This is a genomic window from Nocardia sputi (assembly GCF_023501985.1).
The window spans coordinates 1-14,360 of sequence record NZ_JAMFLC010000021.1; the positions used below are offsets into that span (position 1 = coordinate 1).

The 14,360-nt window shown below is 68.1% G+C and carries 15 protein-coding genes; 8 read left to right on the forward strand and 7 right to left on the reverse strand.

Annotated features, from left to right (window positions below; translation table 11 throughout):
* Nucleotides 1-433 precede the first annotated feature (433 nt).
* The 3 genes from M8859_RS25970 to M8859_RS25980 are packed head-to-tail and all read right to left on the reverse strand — an operon-like array spanning nucleotide 434 to nucleotide 2,681.
* Nucleotides 434-1,672, reverse strand: a complete 1,239-nt coding sequence (locus tag M8859_RS25970) for an RNA polymerase sigma factor (RefSeq protein ID WP_249644936.1) — start codon at nucleotides 1,670-1,672, stop codon at nucleotides 434-436.
* Nucleotides 1,669-2,010 (reverse strand): YciI family protein, encoded by a 342-nt coding sequence (locus M8859_RS25975; RefSeq protein WP_195071323.1) that lies wholly within the window; start codon nucleotides 2,008-2,010, stop codon nucleotides 1,669-1,671. The genes M8859_RS25970 and M8859_RS25975 overlap by 4 nt, the downstream gene beginning before the upstream one ends.
* Before the next feature lie 53 nt (nucleotides 2,011-2,063).
* A complete protein-coding gene (locus M8859_RS25980) occupies nucleotides 2,064-2,681 on the reverse strand; it encodes a dihydrofolate reductase family protein (protein WP_195071324.1) in 618 nt (205 codons plus the stop codon).
* Nucleotides 2,682-3,567: 886 nt separating this feature from the next.
* Between M8859_RS25980 and M8859_RS25985 the strand changes: the two genes are divergently transcribed.
* Nucleotides 3,568-4,407 carry an alpha/beta fold hydrolase gene (locus M8859_RS25985; protein ID WP_159930992.1) on the forward strand — a complete coding sequence of 280 codons (840 nt, stop codon included), beginning with the start codon at nucleotides 3,568-3,570 and terminating at the stop codon, nucleotides 4,405-4,407.
* A 351-nt stretch (nucleotides 4,408-4,758) separates the two neighbouring features.
* Nucleotides 4,759-5,118, forward strand: a complete 360-nt coding sequence (locus M8859_RS25990) for a hypothetical protein (RefSeq protein WP_159926215.1) — start codon at nucleotides 4,759-4,761, stop codon at nucleotides 5,116-5,118.
* Nucleotides 5,119-5,368: 250 nt separating this feature from the next.
* Here the strand turns inward: M8859_RS25990 and M8859_RS25995 are convergent, their stop codons facing one another.
* Together M8859_RS25995 and M8859_RS26000 are read right to left on the reverse strand one after the other, a co-directional pair.
* Entirely contained in the window at nucleotides 5,369-5,626 is a 258-nt protein-coding gene (locus M8859_RS25995; RefSeq protein WP_249644937.1) for a gas vesicle protein GvpG, read from the reverse strand.
* Nucleotides 5,593-5,835 (reverse strand): hypothetical protein, encoded by a 243-nt coding sequence (locus M8859_RS26000; protein ID WP_159926213.1) that lies wholly within the window; start codon nucleotides 5,833-5,835, stop codon nucleotides 5,593-5,595. Before M8859_RS26000 ends, M8859_RS25995 begins: the two co-directional genes overlap by 34 nt.
* 587 nt (nucleotides 5,836-6,422) lie before the next feature.
* On the opposite strand from M8859_RS26000, the gene M8859_RS26005 reads away from it, so the two are divergent.
* The 5 genes from M8859_RS26005 to M8859_RS26025 all read left to right on the forward strand — a co-directional run bounded on the left by M8859_RS26005 (nucleotide 6,423) and on the right by M8859_RS26025 (nucleotide 12,308).
* Nucleotides 6,423-7,586, forward strand: a complete 1,164-nt coding sequence (locus M8859_RS26005; protein ID WP_249644938.1) for an alpha/beta hydrolase — start codon at nucleotides 6,423-6,425, stop codon at nucleotides 7,584-7,586.
* A 1,155-nt stretch (nucleotides 7,587-8,741) separates the two neighbouring features.
* Nucleotides 8,742-9,308 (forward strand): peptide deformylase, encoded by a 567-nt coding sequence (gene def, locus M8859_RS26010; protein ID WP_159926211.1) that lies wholly within the window; start codon nucleotides 8,742-8,744, stop codon nucleotides 9,306-9,308.
* Nucleotides 9,308-10,231 (forward strand): methionyl-tRNA formyltransferase, encoded by a 924-nt coding sequence (gene fmt / locus M8859_RS26015; protein WP_249644939.1) that lies wholly within the window; start codon nucleotides 9,308-9,310, stop codon nucleotides 10,229-10,231. The genes def and fmt overlap by 1 nt, the downstream gene beginning before the upstream one ends.
* Nucleotides 10,228-11,898, forward strand: a complete 1,671-nt coding sequence (locus M8859_RS26020) for an RsmB/NOP family class I SAM-dependent RNA methyltransferase (RefSeq protein WP_159926209.1) — start codon at nucleotides 10,228-10,230, stop codon at nucleotides 11,896-11,898. The genes fmt and M8859_RS26020 overlap by 4 nt, the downstream gene beginning before the upstream one ends.
* A 59-nt stretch (nucleotides 11,899-11,957) precedes the next feature.
* The gene (locus tag M8859_RS26025; protein WP_159926208.1) at nucleotides 11,958-12,308 is read left to right on the forward strand and encodes an MmcQ/YjbR family DNA-binding protein; all 351 of its coding nucleotides are present in this window, start codon (nucleotides 11,958-11,960) and stop codon (nucleotides 12,306-12,308) included.
* 6 nt (nucleotides 12,309-12,314) lie between these two features.
* Here M8859_RS26025 and M8859_RS26030 read toward each other — a convergent pair whose 3' ends face one another.
* Both M8859_RS26030 and M8859_RS26035 read right to left on the reverse strand, forming a co-directional pair.
* A complete protein-coding gene (locus M8859_RS26030) occupies nucleotides 12,315-13,088 on the reverse strand; it encodes a SigB/SigF/SigG family RNA polymerase sigma factor (RefSeq protein ID WP_159926245.1) in 774 nt (257 codons plus the stop codon).
* Nucleotides 13,089-13,177: 89 nt separating this feature from the next.
* Nucleotides 13,178-13,600 carry an ATP-binding protein gene (locus M8859_RS26035; RefSeq protein ID WP_159926207.1) on the reverse strand — a complete coding sequence of 141 codons (423 nt, stop codon included), beginning with the start codon at nucleotides 13,598-13,600 and terminating at the stop codon, nucleotides 13,178-13,180.
* A 96-nt stretch (nucleotides 13,601-13,696) separates the two neighbouring features.
* Here M8859_RS26035 and rpe point away from each other — a divergent pair, with 96 nt between their 5' ends.
* Entirely contained in the window at nucleotides 13,697-14,353 is a 657-nt protein-coding gene (gene rpe / locus M8859_RS26040; RefSeq protein ID WP_159926243.1) for a ribulose-phosphate 3-epimerase, read from the forward strand.
* The last annotated feature ends 7 nt before the right edge of the window (nucleotides 14,354-14,360 follow it).

Here is a 14,360-nt window from a genome sequence, read left to right on the forward strand (position 1 = left end):
TGAATCACGGCGGTTCTTTCGGCTTACGGCGGACGTGGTAGTTGGCGCTTCACATCCTGCCGCCGAAAGAACCGCCCCTCAGCTCACCACCTCTGCCACCACGTCACCAACGTCATGCCCCACAACAACTAGTCTGCCAATAACCTCTACCTGCGCAATGGATTCCGCCCCACGGGCGAGACGAAGCCTTCGCGGTTCGAAGCCGCGCCACCGAGCATCGAGATGACACACGACGTTTCCTGAACCTTGGGTACAAGCCTCGGCCGAACAACTCGGGGTGCCGGTAGTAATTGGCGGAAACCGAAATCTGCTCGCCCACCAGGGGTTCCAGTAGTAAGCGCGCGGAAACAACGACAATGGGCCCGAAATTCGGCCGATACTACGGCGACCCTCTCAACCACAAAGTCGTCCTTGCAAGATCGATCCCTGGGCGCTATCGCAGCTGATCGCGACGGCGGATCAGGTAGGTGGTCTCGGCGGTGTTGCCCGCCAGCTCGATGGCAGTGTCGTAGGCCGCGCGCGACTCTTGGCTGCGGCCCATCCGGCGCAGCAGGTCGGCGCGGGTCACATGGTAGGCGTGATAGCCGGCCAACGTGGCTTCGAGACGGTCGACGGCGGCCAGTGCCACCTGTGGGCCGTCGACTTCGGCAACCGCGATGGCTCGGTTGAGGGTGATTATCGGCGAGGGGTCCAGGCGGGCGAGCTGGTCGTAGAGTGCGAGAACCTGTGACCAGTCGGTGTCGCGGATGTCGCGAGCGGAGGTGTGCACGGCGTTGATCGCCGCGAGAATCTGGTAGCGACCCGCAGCCACCCCGGCGGCGGCAGCGGCGAGGCGCTCGCGCACCAGCCGATGGCCCTCGGCGATCAGCGCCGCGTCCCAGGCCCCACGGTCCTGCTCGGCCAGAGCGACCAGTTCGCCGCTGGCCGAAATTCGGGCGGGGCGGCGGGCTTCGATGAGCAGCATCAGCGCCAGCAGCCCGGCCACCTCGCCGTCGTCCGGCAGGAGAGCACGGATCAGACGGGTGAGCCGGATCGCCTCGGCGGTCAGGTCGTGACGTATCGGGTCGGTGTCGGGGCCGGTCGCCAGGTAGCCCTCGTTGAACACGAGAAACAGGACGGCGAGTACGCCGGAGACCCGAGCCGGGAGATCCTCGGCGGCAGGCATCCGATAAGGGATGCGAGCCGCCTTTATCTTGGCTTTCGCGCGGGTGATCCGCCGCTCCAAGGTCGACTCCCGCACCAGGAAGGCACGGGCGATCTCGGGCACGGTCAGCCCGCCGAGCATGCGCAGTGTCAACGCCACGCGGGCTTGCATCGCCAGCGCCGGGTGACAGCAGGTGAAGATCAGCCGGAGCCGGTCGTCATCGATCGCGCCCAAAGCCTCGGGCGGGTCGTCGTGCACCATCCGAGCCTGCTTGTGTTTGTCGTCTCGCTTGTTCTCGCGCCGGATCCGGTCGATGGCCTTGCGGTTGGCGGTGGTGGTCAGCCAGGCGCCGGGGCTCGGGGGAACGCCATCGGCCGGCCACCGCTCGACGGCGGTCGCAAACGCCTCCGCCGCTGCCTCCTCGGCGAGGTCGAGATCACCGAAACGCCTGGTCAGGGCAGCCACCACCCGCGCCCACTCCTCGTGGTGGGCACGGATGACCGCCTTGCGAACCTCGACCCCGCTCACCCGAACGGCCGCACCTCGACCCTGCGATTGCACTGCCTCGACCCGTCGGCGGCGAGCTCGAGCGCAACGTCGAGGTCGGGGGCCTCGATGACCCAAAAGCCGGCCAGATACTCCTTGGACTCCAGAAAGGGCCCGTCGGTGAACAACGCTCGCTCACTCCGGTTGTCGATGACGGTGGCCGAGTCGGGCGAGGCGAGGCCGCCGCCGAAGACCCAGTGGCCCCCGGCCTGGAGCCGGTCGTTGAACGCGTCGATCGCCGCGTGGCGGTCCTGTTCCTCGGTTTCGTCCGGAGTGGCCGAGTTGGTCTCGTCATCGATCACGGAAATCAGGTACTGCATCTGAAGATCATCTCCTTCGGTGTCAAGACAGTGTGGGTGTACCGGTTAGTGCTTCAGGCGGTTTTGTACCGCGGGCGCCCGGCCGGCCGGTAGACCTGAATCGTCACGCCTTTCGAGTCGACTCGCGATTCGACCACGTCGAGTGCAAGATCCGGGCCGTCATCCGGAAACAACCGCGCGCCCTGGCCGAGAACCACAGGAACGACAACCAGAGTCATCTCGTCGACCAGATCGTTCTCCAGCAGCCACCGGATCAGGGCGCCACTGCCATGCACCTGCAGCTCACCCCCCGGCTGGGCCTTCAGGTCCGCGATGGCGGCCGCAGGATCGCCAGACAGGACAGTGGTGCCCGACCACGCCGGATCGGTGAGTGTGGTCGACACCACGTACTTGGGCCGTGTGTCCAACGCCCGCCAGACGGGCTCCCAGCCAGGAACATCCTGGACCGTCAGGGACCCCCACGCGCGGGCGAACAGCTCATAGGTCCGCCGGCCGAACAGGAACGCGTCGGCACGCTGAAAGGTCTCGTTGAGGTACGTCACGGTCGCGTTGTCGCCCCACCCCCGGGCCCATCCGCCGCGCTCGAATCCGTTCCTGCGGTCGTCCGACGTGGCGCCGTTTCCCTGCATGACTCCATCGATGGTGACCTGGGTCATGGTCGTCAGCTTCATGATCGGTTCCTTTGCCTTGGCGCCGCCCCTGGTGGGCAGCCTTACCCCTGCAACGAACACCACCACCCCGATCCGACACCGCCTCCCCCTGATTTCTCGCAAACTTTCCGGGACGCATGTCGTCAGCGATCCGACACCACGACCATGTCGCGGCGACCGCGCTCCACTTCCTCGCGCGCCCCAATCCCGACAAGCTCGTGGACCCCACCTCAGATGTGGGTTTCCCGTCCACCAGCCGTGCGCCCCCGAGCGGTGTCGTTGGGGGACTCGTCAGGAGCGGCAAACGAAGGCTGATCGACCAGGTCACGGTGTCGGAAGGAATGTGGCTACCGGCGGCAGACGCTCCGGTTGGGTCGGTGTCAGGGCGGAGTGAGGCCTTCGTCGTGTTCGTCGGCGCCGGAGTCCACGCGCTGAGGCGGGCGCCGATGTCGTTCGCCGCTGCTGAGGCGATCCTCAACGACGCCCCTGGTCAACCTCGGCGTCCAGCTAAGCCAAGCGTTGATCACGTGGGACCAGGCCAGGGTTCGGTTAGTCCGCCGGTGGGCAGCGTGCGGATCCGCTTGTCGTATTCGCTGCGGACGCGCGCGGAGTGATCGATACCCTACGACACCTCGCAGCCCGAACCGGAAGCTGGAAGGGGGTGTCAGCGGCCACCGGGAGTTCCCAAGTACGGCCAGTTGCGACTCCCCGTGAGCGGCCAGTTATGGCGACATGGCATACCGCGAGCATTCAGCCGGGACAACCGCTGTTGTCGGGTTTGTGGCGATTGCGGGAGTGTGGACGCGATCTGGGCTGCACCGATGACTTTGGGCTGAGCCTGTCGTCGACACCTCTGGAGATACCGACAGATAGGAGTCCAGGCATGACGAGACCGTTCCGATTCGACATGACCACCGTACGGGCGAACGGTGTGGATCTCGGCATCGAAAGCTTCGGCCGCGAGGAGGATCCGCTGGTCCTGCTGGTCGGCGGCACGACGATGTTGTCCTGGCCCGACGCGCTGTGCGAGCGGCTCGCGTCGGGTGGGCGGCGCGTGGTCCGCTACGACCTGCGTGACTCCGGCGCGTCGACGACCCTCGACCCGGAGAATCCGTCGTACGACCTGCGGGATCTCGTCGCCGACGCGGCCGCGTTGGTCGGGGCGCTCGGCGCCGGGACCGCCCACCTCGGTGGGGTCGGTGTCGGGGGGATGGTCGCTCAGGTCGCCGCGCTGGATCACCCGGAGGTGTTCTCCGCACTGACTCTCGTCGGCACCCGGCCGGTAGCGCCGGGCCCGGTCGATGAGGACCTGCCCGACCACGACCCCGCGTTCATGGTTGCCCTGTTCTCCCACCCGATGCCGGACTGGACCGACCGGGATGCCGTCGCGGCGTTCGCCGCCGCGGCGGCCGAGTCGAAGGGTGACGATCCGCGGGAAGCGCGGGCGAAGGCGGCCCGAATCTGGGACCGGACGCCATCGAGTGATCCCGCGGTGCACCAGGCCAACCAGCTCGGGATGGTGTTCTCCCGCATCGACTGCGCCCCGCGCTGGCGGGAGCGGCTCGGTGAACTCGACGTGCCCACACTCGTGGTGCACGGTCGCGCCGACCCGTTCTTCCCGGTCGGCAACGGCGAGGTTCTCGCCGCCGAGATCCCCGCGGCGCGACTGCTCGTCCTCGACGACATGGGTACCGCTCTGCGCCACACCGCCGCCGACCAGGTCGCTGCCGCCATACTCACCCTGTAACCGCCCGGCTGGGAGGCATCCTGAACAGGCGGCACGCACCATAATGCCGCTGATCACGCTGACCGAACCGGCCCGGCGCGACACCTCGGAAGATCAACGAGCAGTAGTGCGCGTCCGACGCTGGCCGATCGCACCATCATGCCGAGTACAGGGCCTCCGCAGGAGCGTGTACACGACCTCGACTGCACCGATGAATCCCGGGTGGCTCCCTCGTCGAAGCTTCTGGATAGACCGAAAGACAGGAGTCCAGACATGGCTGACTGCCGACGTGGCGAAAGCGCGTGCGCCGCAGCGGCGGTGGCGGGCCCAGTTCCCGAGGTCGCATTCACGCGGAACCGAAGGAGTCCGACCATGGCGGTGATCGAAGACGTCAGCCCACTGGGGGCCGAGTTGGAACGCTCGTACCAAGTCTATGTGCGTGGCAGGCTGAAGTTCCGCGTCAAGCAAATCGTCTACGTGGCGTTCTCACTCGACGAGACCGTGATGGGTTTCGCGTTCCCCAGGGAGGAGCGAGCGGCGATCGTAGCCAGCGAGCCGCACAAGTTTCAGATGCCATCGGCATCGGACATGCGCTTCAACTGGATCGAGTCCAACCTCGCGGCCCTGGACCCGACCGAGGCCCGTGAACTCGTCGTCGATGCTTGGCGCATGGTCGTCCCGAAAAAAGTTTCCCGCGTTTACGATCTCGCTTATCCCCAAGAGTGGGTCTGAGGCTCAGCCTCCACAAATCCGGTCGTCGACGTCGCCGCACATGACCCTCACGCAGGTGCACCCGAGCGCGCGCTCGACGGAGGTCGGTTTCCTCGGGTGTCATCGGGTCGCCCTTGCGGCGGATCCGGGCAGGAGTGGGCCGGATGGGCTGGTTGTCGTCGGTGGTGTGTTCGGCGTCTGCATCACGCGCGAAAACGCCGACCTTCCTTGACCGGGTCTGGTACAGGATGACGATCGTTGACGGCACCCCTCAGAGGGGGTAGCGCTGCATCCGGCGAAACACTTGTTGCTGGGCGGCGAGTTTTTCCGCCTGCGACAGCTCGCCCGCGGCGGCGGCTTCGGCGATCTGCTCGAGTCGCTTGCGGATGAGCGCGGGGTCTGGGCGTGTCTTCTGCTCGGCCTGGTCCCGGACGGCTCGAGCAACCCGGATCATCCCGGTGACCACCTTCACCGTGGAGGTGGCGACCGCGCTGATCACCCCCACTGCCGGGCCTTGTCGAGAATGCATGCGCCCGAACGCAGCGCAACCAGCGCGACCACGCCGAGGGCGAGTAACACGGCACCGAGCAGCACTGGCGCCGGTATCAGTCGCGTGTCTGGTTCGGACGCCGACGGTGGCCGGGCGTGCATGCCGCCGGGCGGGCGGTGCGGGGAACCACCATTGGTGAGGGGATCGGTCTCGGTGAACCGGTTTCGTGCTGCGACGGGGGTGACCATGGGTGTCTCCGGGCCGATGCTCCGATCGGCTGAGGTTGCGATTGCGGCATTCGGATAGCCGGTAACGCCCGCCATCGGCGGTGTTGAATCCGACAGCCCACGGCTACCCGCTACGCGGCAGTTATCACAGGGAGGGATCTACCGCCGTTTGCGGGAACGAGCCCCTTGTCGGCCGGTCCAGCACCGGCCGCAAACCGGCCCTCACCACTGGCCAGGCCCCCGAACTGCGCGCTCGCGTCGCTGGCCTGCCATGAACCGTCCGACGGGGGTTGCTAGGGGGTGTCGTAGGTAGTGCCCCGTCATGTGCTGATGTGCCACACATTCCGATCGCCTGAATATTGCTGATGTCATTTGAGCGATTCTCAGAGCCGGAAGGTTCCAAGGGTGCGACGCTTACGAACTTGCCCGAACAGGTGCGACCTACCGCATCGGCTGCCCAGCGGCGGCCCGGCAGCTGTCATGACCGACCCGCGCCATCCGGGCCCGCGATCGTGGCCGGCCTGCAGCACGGGAACGACCTGGACGTGGCCTGACTCCGACCAAGACTTCATTGCCGCGCCGTGGACCGGCCCGCTGGGGACACGGCGATGACCGCCCCGCTCTCGCGGTCCCGCCCGGGGGTGTCGTCGCTGATCGTGGAGCGGCCGAACCGGGCAAGTATCGCCACGCGAGTCGCCCACCCGCTGCTGCAAGCCACGATCGGGTTGGGGTTGGCCGCCTTGACCCACACAGGTGGCCGCCACCCCCTCGAGCAGCTGTGCCGGTTCGGTCGCCTGCTGGATTTCCCGGCCGCGCTGCTGGTGGCGCCGCACGGCACCCGACGCGCGAAGGTGCAGGCAGACAACTGGCGCGCTGAATGGTTATGGCATGGCGACCTGCCCGACCCGCGGCACACACAGCACGCAGCACTGCTGTATTTCCACGGCGGCGGATACATCTGCGGCGGTCTGAACACCCATCGTCGTCTGGTCGCCAAGATCGCGCACGCGAGCGGTATACCTGCATTCAACGTGGACTATCGCCAATTGCCGCACGCTCACATCACCGACACCCTCGACGACGCGGTCGCCGCGTATCGATACCTGCTCGAGCACGGCTTCGGGGCCGAGAGGATCATCGTGTCCGGCGATTCCGCCGGCGGCGGCCTGGCCTTCGGCCTCGCGCTGGCCACCCGCGAACGCGGACTACCCATGCCCGCCGCGATCTCGGCGATCGCACCATGGGCCGATTTCGACTCCACCCAACGCGACAACCACCCCAACCGCCACCGCGACGCCTACCTACCCGCCCGGGGCATGGACATCATCACCCGCCACGGCTTCGCCGTCGATGGACGGCTCGACCCGGCATGGTCACCGGTCAACCACGACTTCACCGGACTGCCGCCGGTCCTGATCCAGGTCGGCTCGACCGAATACCTGCGCCCGGACGCCGAAGCCCTGGCCCGCCGCTGCGCCCAGGCACACGTCCCGGCACGACTGCAGATCTGGGACCACGCCCCACACGTCCACCACGCAGCCGCCGACCTGCTCGGTGACGCCCGCGACGCCATCGACCACCTCGCGGCATTCCACCGCCACATCATCACCGACACACCCCGCCAGCCATCCCACCCACCAACAGCCACGACCAACACGACAAAGCACACCCGCCCCGCGTCAGAACAGGCGATCACCGGCACCCGTCGAACACCTCGACACCACAGCACAGCACAGCCGAAAACGACCCCGGCTTGCCTCGCTGTCGGTTGATGAGGGGCCGGGGTCGTTGTCTACCTGCGGGTGCCGCACCCCCGGTGTTGTGAGGACCGGGCACGACGAATCCATTTAATCACGAGTAATGTTGTGCAACAAAGCTTTAGACACACTTTCCATCGAGTGTGCATGGAGAAATGCTGGTGGACCGGCGGTTGCACGTGGGATCACGGACTTATTCGGCCGCTGACGGTGGTCGTCCTTCCAGGCGGAGGAATCCGGGGCGGTCGGCAGCGATTTCCAGCCAGCTGAGGGGGTTGGCGATCAGGGCGTTGCCTTCGCCGTCCCACAGCAGGACGCGATAGAGCTGGTCGCGCTCACCTTCTCGGACGACAGCGTGGACGCCACCGATCGCGGGATACGGTGACGGGGCGCGGAGGACGGAAGGAAGCGTCGACGACTCACCGCGGCCGTGACGGGCAACTGCATGCCCGGACAACGGCCCAGGAACGAAAGGGGGTTGAGGCTTGGCCGTTTTCGATCGTGGTCATGTGATCAGGTGTAACCCCACAGCCCCGAAGACAACTCCTCGACCCGCCCTCGGAGAGCAAAGTGATACACGAGTTCTCTGGGGCGCTGGCTTCGACTTCACCCCCAGAGCCGACGTGGTACCCGGTCGCCAGATGCCGAGCGCGGCTGCGGCCGGATCGGCTGTGACAATGCCCTCATCGAGACGGGGACGTCGCGGAGAAAGAACACCTCGGCTTGCTCAACGATGACCTCGACAGCCAACGCGCCGTCAGCGACCACCGCGGCTGAGAATCGGACCGGGTCCACGGTCGAAGCGCGCGAGCTATCCATCGACAGCAAGTGATGCGGCGTCGGTGATGCAGTGGTGCCGGTGGGCGGGGTGGTGACGGCGTCACCACTGCAACGCCCGAAACAGCTCTGACCTGCGGTGTTGACGCCGTCACCACAATCCCTTGCGTTCGGTACTGAAATGCAGCGACATGTTGTGAACCTGCAGGTGAGAAGCAGGTCAGGTGCACTGGCAAGCCGCTGACCAGGGCTTTTCCGGGCGGCCGGGCGGAGGGATCGACACCCCGCCCGGACCGCATAGGAGTTCTACCAGCTTCTGCCTGGTGAATCGGGGATTTCCGGTCGCCTCACTAGAATGAGGCGACCGTACTCGTCCGCTTCCGGGAGCCAGCCGTGACCATCCAGCCCGTTCGCCTGTTCGGCGATCCCATCCTGCGTGCCCGCGCCGCGGAGGTCACCGCGTTCGACCGCGATCTGCGGCAGCTGGTGACCGACCTGACCGAGACCATGCACGACGACGGCGGGGTCGGGATGGCGGCCCCGCAGATCGGGGTCGGACTGCGCGTGTTCGTCTACGACACCGGCGATGCCGCCGGGCATCTGGTGAACCCGCGGTGGGAGGTCGTCGGCGACGAAGAGCAGGTCGGGCCGGAAGGTTGCCTGTCGATTCCCGGTGTGCGTTACGACACGCGCCGGGCGCTGCGGGTGCGCGCCTCCGGTGTGGACCTCGACGGCGCGCCGGTCGCGTTCGAGGCGGAGGGGCTGCTGGCGCGGTGCGTGCAGCACGAGACCGATCACCTCGACGGGGTGCTGTTCATCGACCGTCTCGATCCGGCCCAGCGCAAGGAGGCGATGCGGGTGATCCGCGAATCCGACTGGTTCGCGGCCGGAACGACCGTGCGCCCGGCACGGTCGATGAGTGGCGCGGGCCGGCCCAACCCGTTCGGGGTGGGCCGCTGATGCGCGTCGTCTTCGCGGGGACCCCGGAACCGGCGGTTCCTTCACTGCGTCGTTTGCTGGCATCGGCGCGGCACGAGGTGATCGCCGTGGTGACGCGGCCGGACGCGGTGGCAGGGCGTGGCCGGAAAGTGACGAGGTCGCCGGTCGGCAAGCTGGCCGACGAGCACGGCATACCGGTGCTCACGCCGGGGCGGCCTTCGGAACCGGAATTCGTCGCGCAGCTCACGGAACTGGCGCCGGACTGCTGTCCCGTCGTCGCCTACGGCGCGCTGCTGCCCCAGCAGATTCTCGACATCCCGCGCTTCGGCTGGATCAACCTGCACTTCTCGCTGCTGCCCGCGTGGCGAGGCGCGGCGCCGGTACAGGCGGCGATGGACGCGGGTGACGAGATCACCGGCGCCTCCACGTTCCAGATCGAGGCCGGGTTGGACACCGGTCCGGTGTTCGGCATGGTGACCGAGAAGATCACCGTCACCGACACGGCGGGCACTCTGCTGCAGCGGTTGGCCGACAGCGGCTCCCGCCTGCTGGAAGCGACGCTCGACGGGGTGGAGGACGGGACCTTGCAGGCGGTGGCACAGTCGACGGACGGCGTCTCGTACGCGCCCAAGGTCGGTGTCGAGGCCGGGCACGTCCGATGGGACCAACCAGCTCTGGCCATCAGCAGGCGGATTCGCGCGGTCACCCCCGCTCCGGGGGCATGGACCGAGGTCGGCGGCACCCGGTTGAAGCTGGGACCGGTCGAACTGGTCGAGGAGGAGTTGCCGGAGCGTGTGATCGAGGTCCGCAAGTCCGGTGTGTTCGTCGGCACCGCCACCACCGCCGTGCGATTGGACCAAGTGCAGCCGCAAGGCAAGCGCATGATGTCAGCCCTCGACTGGGCGCGCGGCGCCCGCCTGCAGCCCGGCGCGGTGGTCGAGTGACGCCGCGCGGCGACCGGCCCGGCGACGACGCACCCAACCGGCGGCGCGACGAACGAGACACCGCGCCGAAGCGGTCCGGCGAGCCCGGCCGGGCTCGAGCGCAGGGCGTCCCGTCGAGCGGCACGCGACGCGATCGCAACGGCGCGGGCCGTCCACGGGCGGCCGACCAGCGTTCCGGAAGCGGCCGAGCCGAGGCCGCCGGGCGTGATCGCGACGAACGGCGCACTCCCTCGGGGCAACGCTCGGCAGGGCGACCCGAGCGTGCCACCTCGCGGCGTCCGGCCGCGGGATCCAAAGAGCCCGCTCGCCCTACCGGACGACCGCATCGCAAAGAAGCCGCCGATCCGCCGCGGTCGGTCGCCAGGGATGTGCTGCGCGCGGTCCGGGAGCGCGACGCCTACGCCAACCTCGTCCTGCCCGGCCTGCTGCGGGAACGGGGATTGTCGGGGCGCGACGCCGCATTGGCGACCGAACTCGCCTACGGCGCGTGCCGGTCGCTGGGCCTGCTCGACGCGGTGATCGCCGAAGGCGCGGGCCGGTCGATCGAAAAGATCGACGGACCCCTGCTGGACGTGCTCCGGCTGGGCGTCTACCAGTTGCTGCGCACCAGGATCGGCGCGCACGCCGCGGTGGACACCTCGGTGGCGTTGGCGCGCGCCGAATTCGGTGCGGGCAAGGCCGGTTTCGTCAACGCCGTGCTCCGGCGGGCGGGGGAGAAGTCCCCGGAGCAGTGGGTCGAGGCGCTAGCGCCCGCCGACCCGATCGGCCGGTTGGCCTTCGAATACGCGCATCCGGTGTGGATCGCGCAGGCGTTCGCCGACGCGCTGGGAGCGCGAGCGGCGGAACTTCGCGAGGTGCTCGCTGCTGACGACGCCCGCCCGCTGGTACATCTGGTGGCTCGCCCGGGTGACATCACCGCGGAGGAACTCGCGCTGGTCACCGGCGGGGAGGAAGGTCGCTGGTCGCCGTACGCGGTCTACCTGGAGGGCGGCGATCCGGGCAAGCTCGAGCCGGTACGCGAAGGCATGGCGGCCGTGCAGGACGAAGGCAGCCAGCTGGTGGCGCTGGCGCTGACCAGAGCCGCGATCGACGGACCGGACAACGGACGCTGGCTCGATCTCTGCGCCGGACCGGGCGGCAAGGCCGCGCTGCTCGGCGCCATCGCCTCGATCGACGGCTTCCGGGTGGACGCGGTCGAGCCCGCCGCGCACCGCGCCGAACTGGTGCGCAAAGCCGTGCACGGCCTGCCGGTCGACATCCACGTCGTTGACGGCCGCGCCAGCGGACTGACTCCCGGTTACGACCGCATCCTCGTGGACGCGCCGTGCACCGGCCTCGGGGCGCTGCGTCGCAGACCCGAGGCGCGCTGGCGGCGGACCCCGTCCGACGTCCGTGAACTCGTCGTCTTGCAGCGTGAATTACTCACCGCCGCTTGGGATCTGCTGCGCCCCGGTGGTGTCGTGGTGTACTCGACCTGTTCGCCGCATCTGCCGGAGACCGTGTCGATCGTCGCCGACGCCGTTCGGCGCCTCGGCGCCGAGCAACTCGACACTCGCGAGCTGCTACCGGGAGTCACCGATGTCGGGGAGGGGCCGGGCGCGCAGCTGTGGCCGCACCGCCACGGCACCGACGCCATGTTCCTGGCCGCGCTGCGTAAGCCCCGCTGAGCGGGCGGGCATTCCATTCGTCCAAGTCGTGGCACGCGGTGACGCCGCACACTCGGAGCATGACGATGACGTGGCAGGACGTGGTGACGATGGCGACCGAACTCCCGGAGGTGGAGGAATCCACCTGGTGGCGCAGCCCGGCATTGAAGGTCGGCGGTAAAGGGTTCGCCCGGTTGCGCAGCGAGGCCGAAGGCGGCCTCGCGCTGGCCTGCGATCTCACCGAGAAGGAGGCGCTGCTGGCCTCCGGCGACCCGGCCTTCTACACCACACCGCACTACGACGGCTACGCCTACATATTGGTCGACCTCGATCGCGTCGCGCCCGACCACCTGCGGGAACTGCTCGACGCGGCCTGGTGGCTCACCGCTGCGGCGAAGCTGCGCAAGCAGCGGGAACGCGAAACCCGCTGAGCCCGGTCATTCCCGGCTGGATTGCTCTCGCAAGCGGGCAAGCGTTTTCGCGAGGATGCGGGACACGTGCATCTGGGAGATACCCATCTGCTGCGCGATCTGGGTCTGAGTCATCGATTCGAAGAATCGCATGGTGAGGATGCGCCGTTCCCGCTCGGGCAGACCGGCGAGCAGCGGCCGGATCGCGACGTATTCCTCGACCCGATCGAACTGGGACTCCTCTTCGCCGAGGGTGTCCAGCAGTGAGGCGTCGGTGTCGCGGCCGAGCGTTGCCGCGTCGATCGAACTCGGCTGGTAGGCGTTTCCCGCGATGACCGCCTGGGTCACCTCGTCCGGATCGACGTCCAGCTCCGCGGCGATCTCCTTCGCCGTCGGCGAGCGGCCGAGGGTTTGGGAGAGGCTGTCGATCGCGGCGCCGATGCGTAGGTGAGTCTCCTTGACCCGCCGCGGCACTCGCATCGCCCACGTGTTGTCGCGGAAGTATCGGCGGACCTCGCCCATGATGGTCGGCACCGCGAAGGACAGGAAATTCGAACCGCGCTCCACGTCGAAACGATCCACCGCGTGCACCAAGCCGACCCGCGCCACCTGGGTCAGGTCGTCGAACGGCTCACCGCGTCCGCTGAACTTGCGGGCGATGTGGTCGGCGAGTGGAATGCATCGGCTGATCAGCTCCGCGCGCAGCGCGGTGTGCCGCGCTGTTCCGGGTTCGCTGGTGGCGAGCTGCTCGAAGAGCAGGCCGACGTCGTCGTAGCCTGGAACCGCGCTCGCCGCTTCCAGGGTTTCGCTCTCCTCGACGGCGTCCTCCGTGGTCAGCGTGTCGGAGTCGTCGTCGCGCTGTGCGTCGAGCACGGTGTCTTCGTCCGCCACTACGCCTTCCCCCGGACCCGACGGAACTCGACCGTCGTCGGATATCCGGAAATCGTCGGGTCGAACGTATCCTGTGTGGCCTCCGCCGCGTCGGTGAGGGTGCGCAGCACGTGCCAGCCGAAGCTGCGCTGGTCGGGCAGCCCCGGCTTCTCCGCGATGCCCTCGACCCGGACGAGCAACTCGGTGTCACCGACGGTGAACCGGCAGTTCAGGCTCGTTTCCGGGGCGGCGACAGCGATCAGGGTCGAGCAGACCTCGTCGACGGCCAGCCGGATGTCGGCCACCTCGTCCAGCGTGAATTCGCTGAGTAGGACGAGGGTTTCGGCGAGCCCACGCACGATGGGCAGTTGTGTCACCGATGCCGCCACCCGAATCTCCACCGGGGTGCTGTAAAGCCCCTGTTCCGCCGAAATGTTGATCACCCTATGCAGGCTACCCACTCCCGCGCTGGACAACCCTGGGTACCGTTAGACTCCGGCGTTGTGTCCAACCCGACTTACCCGCGTCCGGCCGCTCCCATGATCGCCCCCTCCATCCTGTCCGCCGACTTCGCGCACCTCGCGGACGAAGCGGAGGCCGTCGCAGGCGCCGACTGGCTGCACGTGGACGTGATGGACGCGCACTTCGTGCCCAATCTCACCCTCGGCCTCCCCGTGGTGGAGAGCCTGCTGAAGGCGACCGACATCCCGTTGGACTGCCATCTGATGATCGAGGATCCGGCCCGCTGGGCGCCGCCGTACGCGGAGGCGGGCGCGCACAATGTGACCTTCCACGCGGAGGCGACCGACGACCCGATCGCGGTCGCGCGCGACATCCGCGCCGCGGGCGGCAAGGCGGGGCTCTCGGTGAAGCCCGGCACGCCGATCGAGCCGTACCTGGAGATCCTGCGCGAATTCGACACGCTGCTGGTGATGAGCGTCGAACCCGGTTTCGGCGGCCAGTCGTTCATCCCGGAGGTGTTGCAGAAGGCGCGCATCGTGCGGAACCTGGTGGATGCCGGTGAGCTGCGGCTGCTGGTCGAGATCGACGGCGGCATCAACGCCGACACCATCGAGGCGGCCGCGGAGGCGGGCGTGGACTGCTTCGTCGCCGGGTCCGCGGTCTACAGCACCGCCGATCCCGCCGCGACCGTGCAGAAATTGCGCGGGCAGGCGGCCTCGGCGTGGGCGCGCTGAAAAGGTC

Bases quoted from the DNA above. Each gene is read 5' to 3' on its own strand.
- M8859_RS25975 (WP_195071323.1), bottom strand. From the start codon at position 2,010: ATGCAGTACCTGATTTCCGTGATCGATGACGAGACCAACTCGGCCACT.
- M8859_RS25980 (WP_195071324.1), bottom strand. From the start codon at position 2,681: ATGAAGCTGACGACCATGACCCAGGTCACCATCGATGGAGTCATGCAG.
- M8859_RS25985 (WP_159930992.1), top strand. From the start codon at position 3,568: ATGACCACCGTACGGGCGAACGGTGTGGATCTCGGCATCGAAAGCTTC.
- M8859_RS25990 (WP_159926215.1), top strand. From the start codon at position 4,759: ATGGCGGTGATCGAAGACGTCAGCCCACTGGGGGCCGAGTTGGAACGC.
- M8859_RS25995 (WP_249644937.1), bottom strand. From the start codon at position 5,626: ATGCATTCTCGACAAGGCCCGGCAGTGGGGGTGATCAGCGCGGTCGCC.
- M8859_RS26000 (WP_159926213.1), bottom strand. From the start codon at position 5,835: ATGGTCACCCCCGTCGCAGCACGAAACCGGTTCACCGAGACCGATCCC.
- M8859_RS26005 (WP_249644938.1), top strand. From the start codon at position 6,423: ATGACCGCCCCGCTCTCGCGGTCCCGCCCGGGGGTGTCGTCGCTGATC.
- fmt (WP_249644939.1), top strand. From the start codon at position 9,308: ATGCGCGTCGTCTTCGCGGGGACCCCGGAACCGGCGGTTCCTTCACTG.
- M8859_RS26025 (WP_159926208.1), top strand. From the start codon at position 11,958: ATGACGATGACGTGGCAGGACGTGGTGACGATGGCGACCGAACTCCCG.
- rpe (WP_159926243.1), top strand. From the start codon at position 13,697: ATGATCGCCCCCTCCATCCTGTCCGCCGACTTCGCGCACCTCGCGGAC.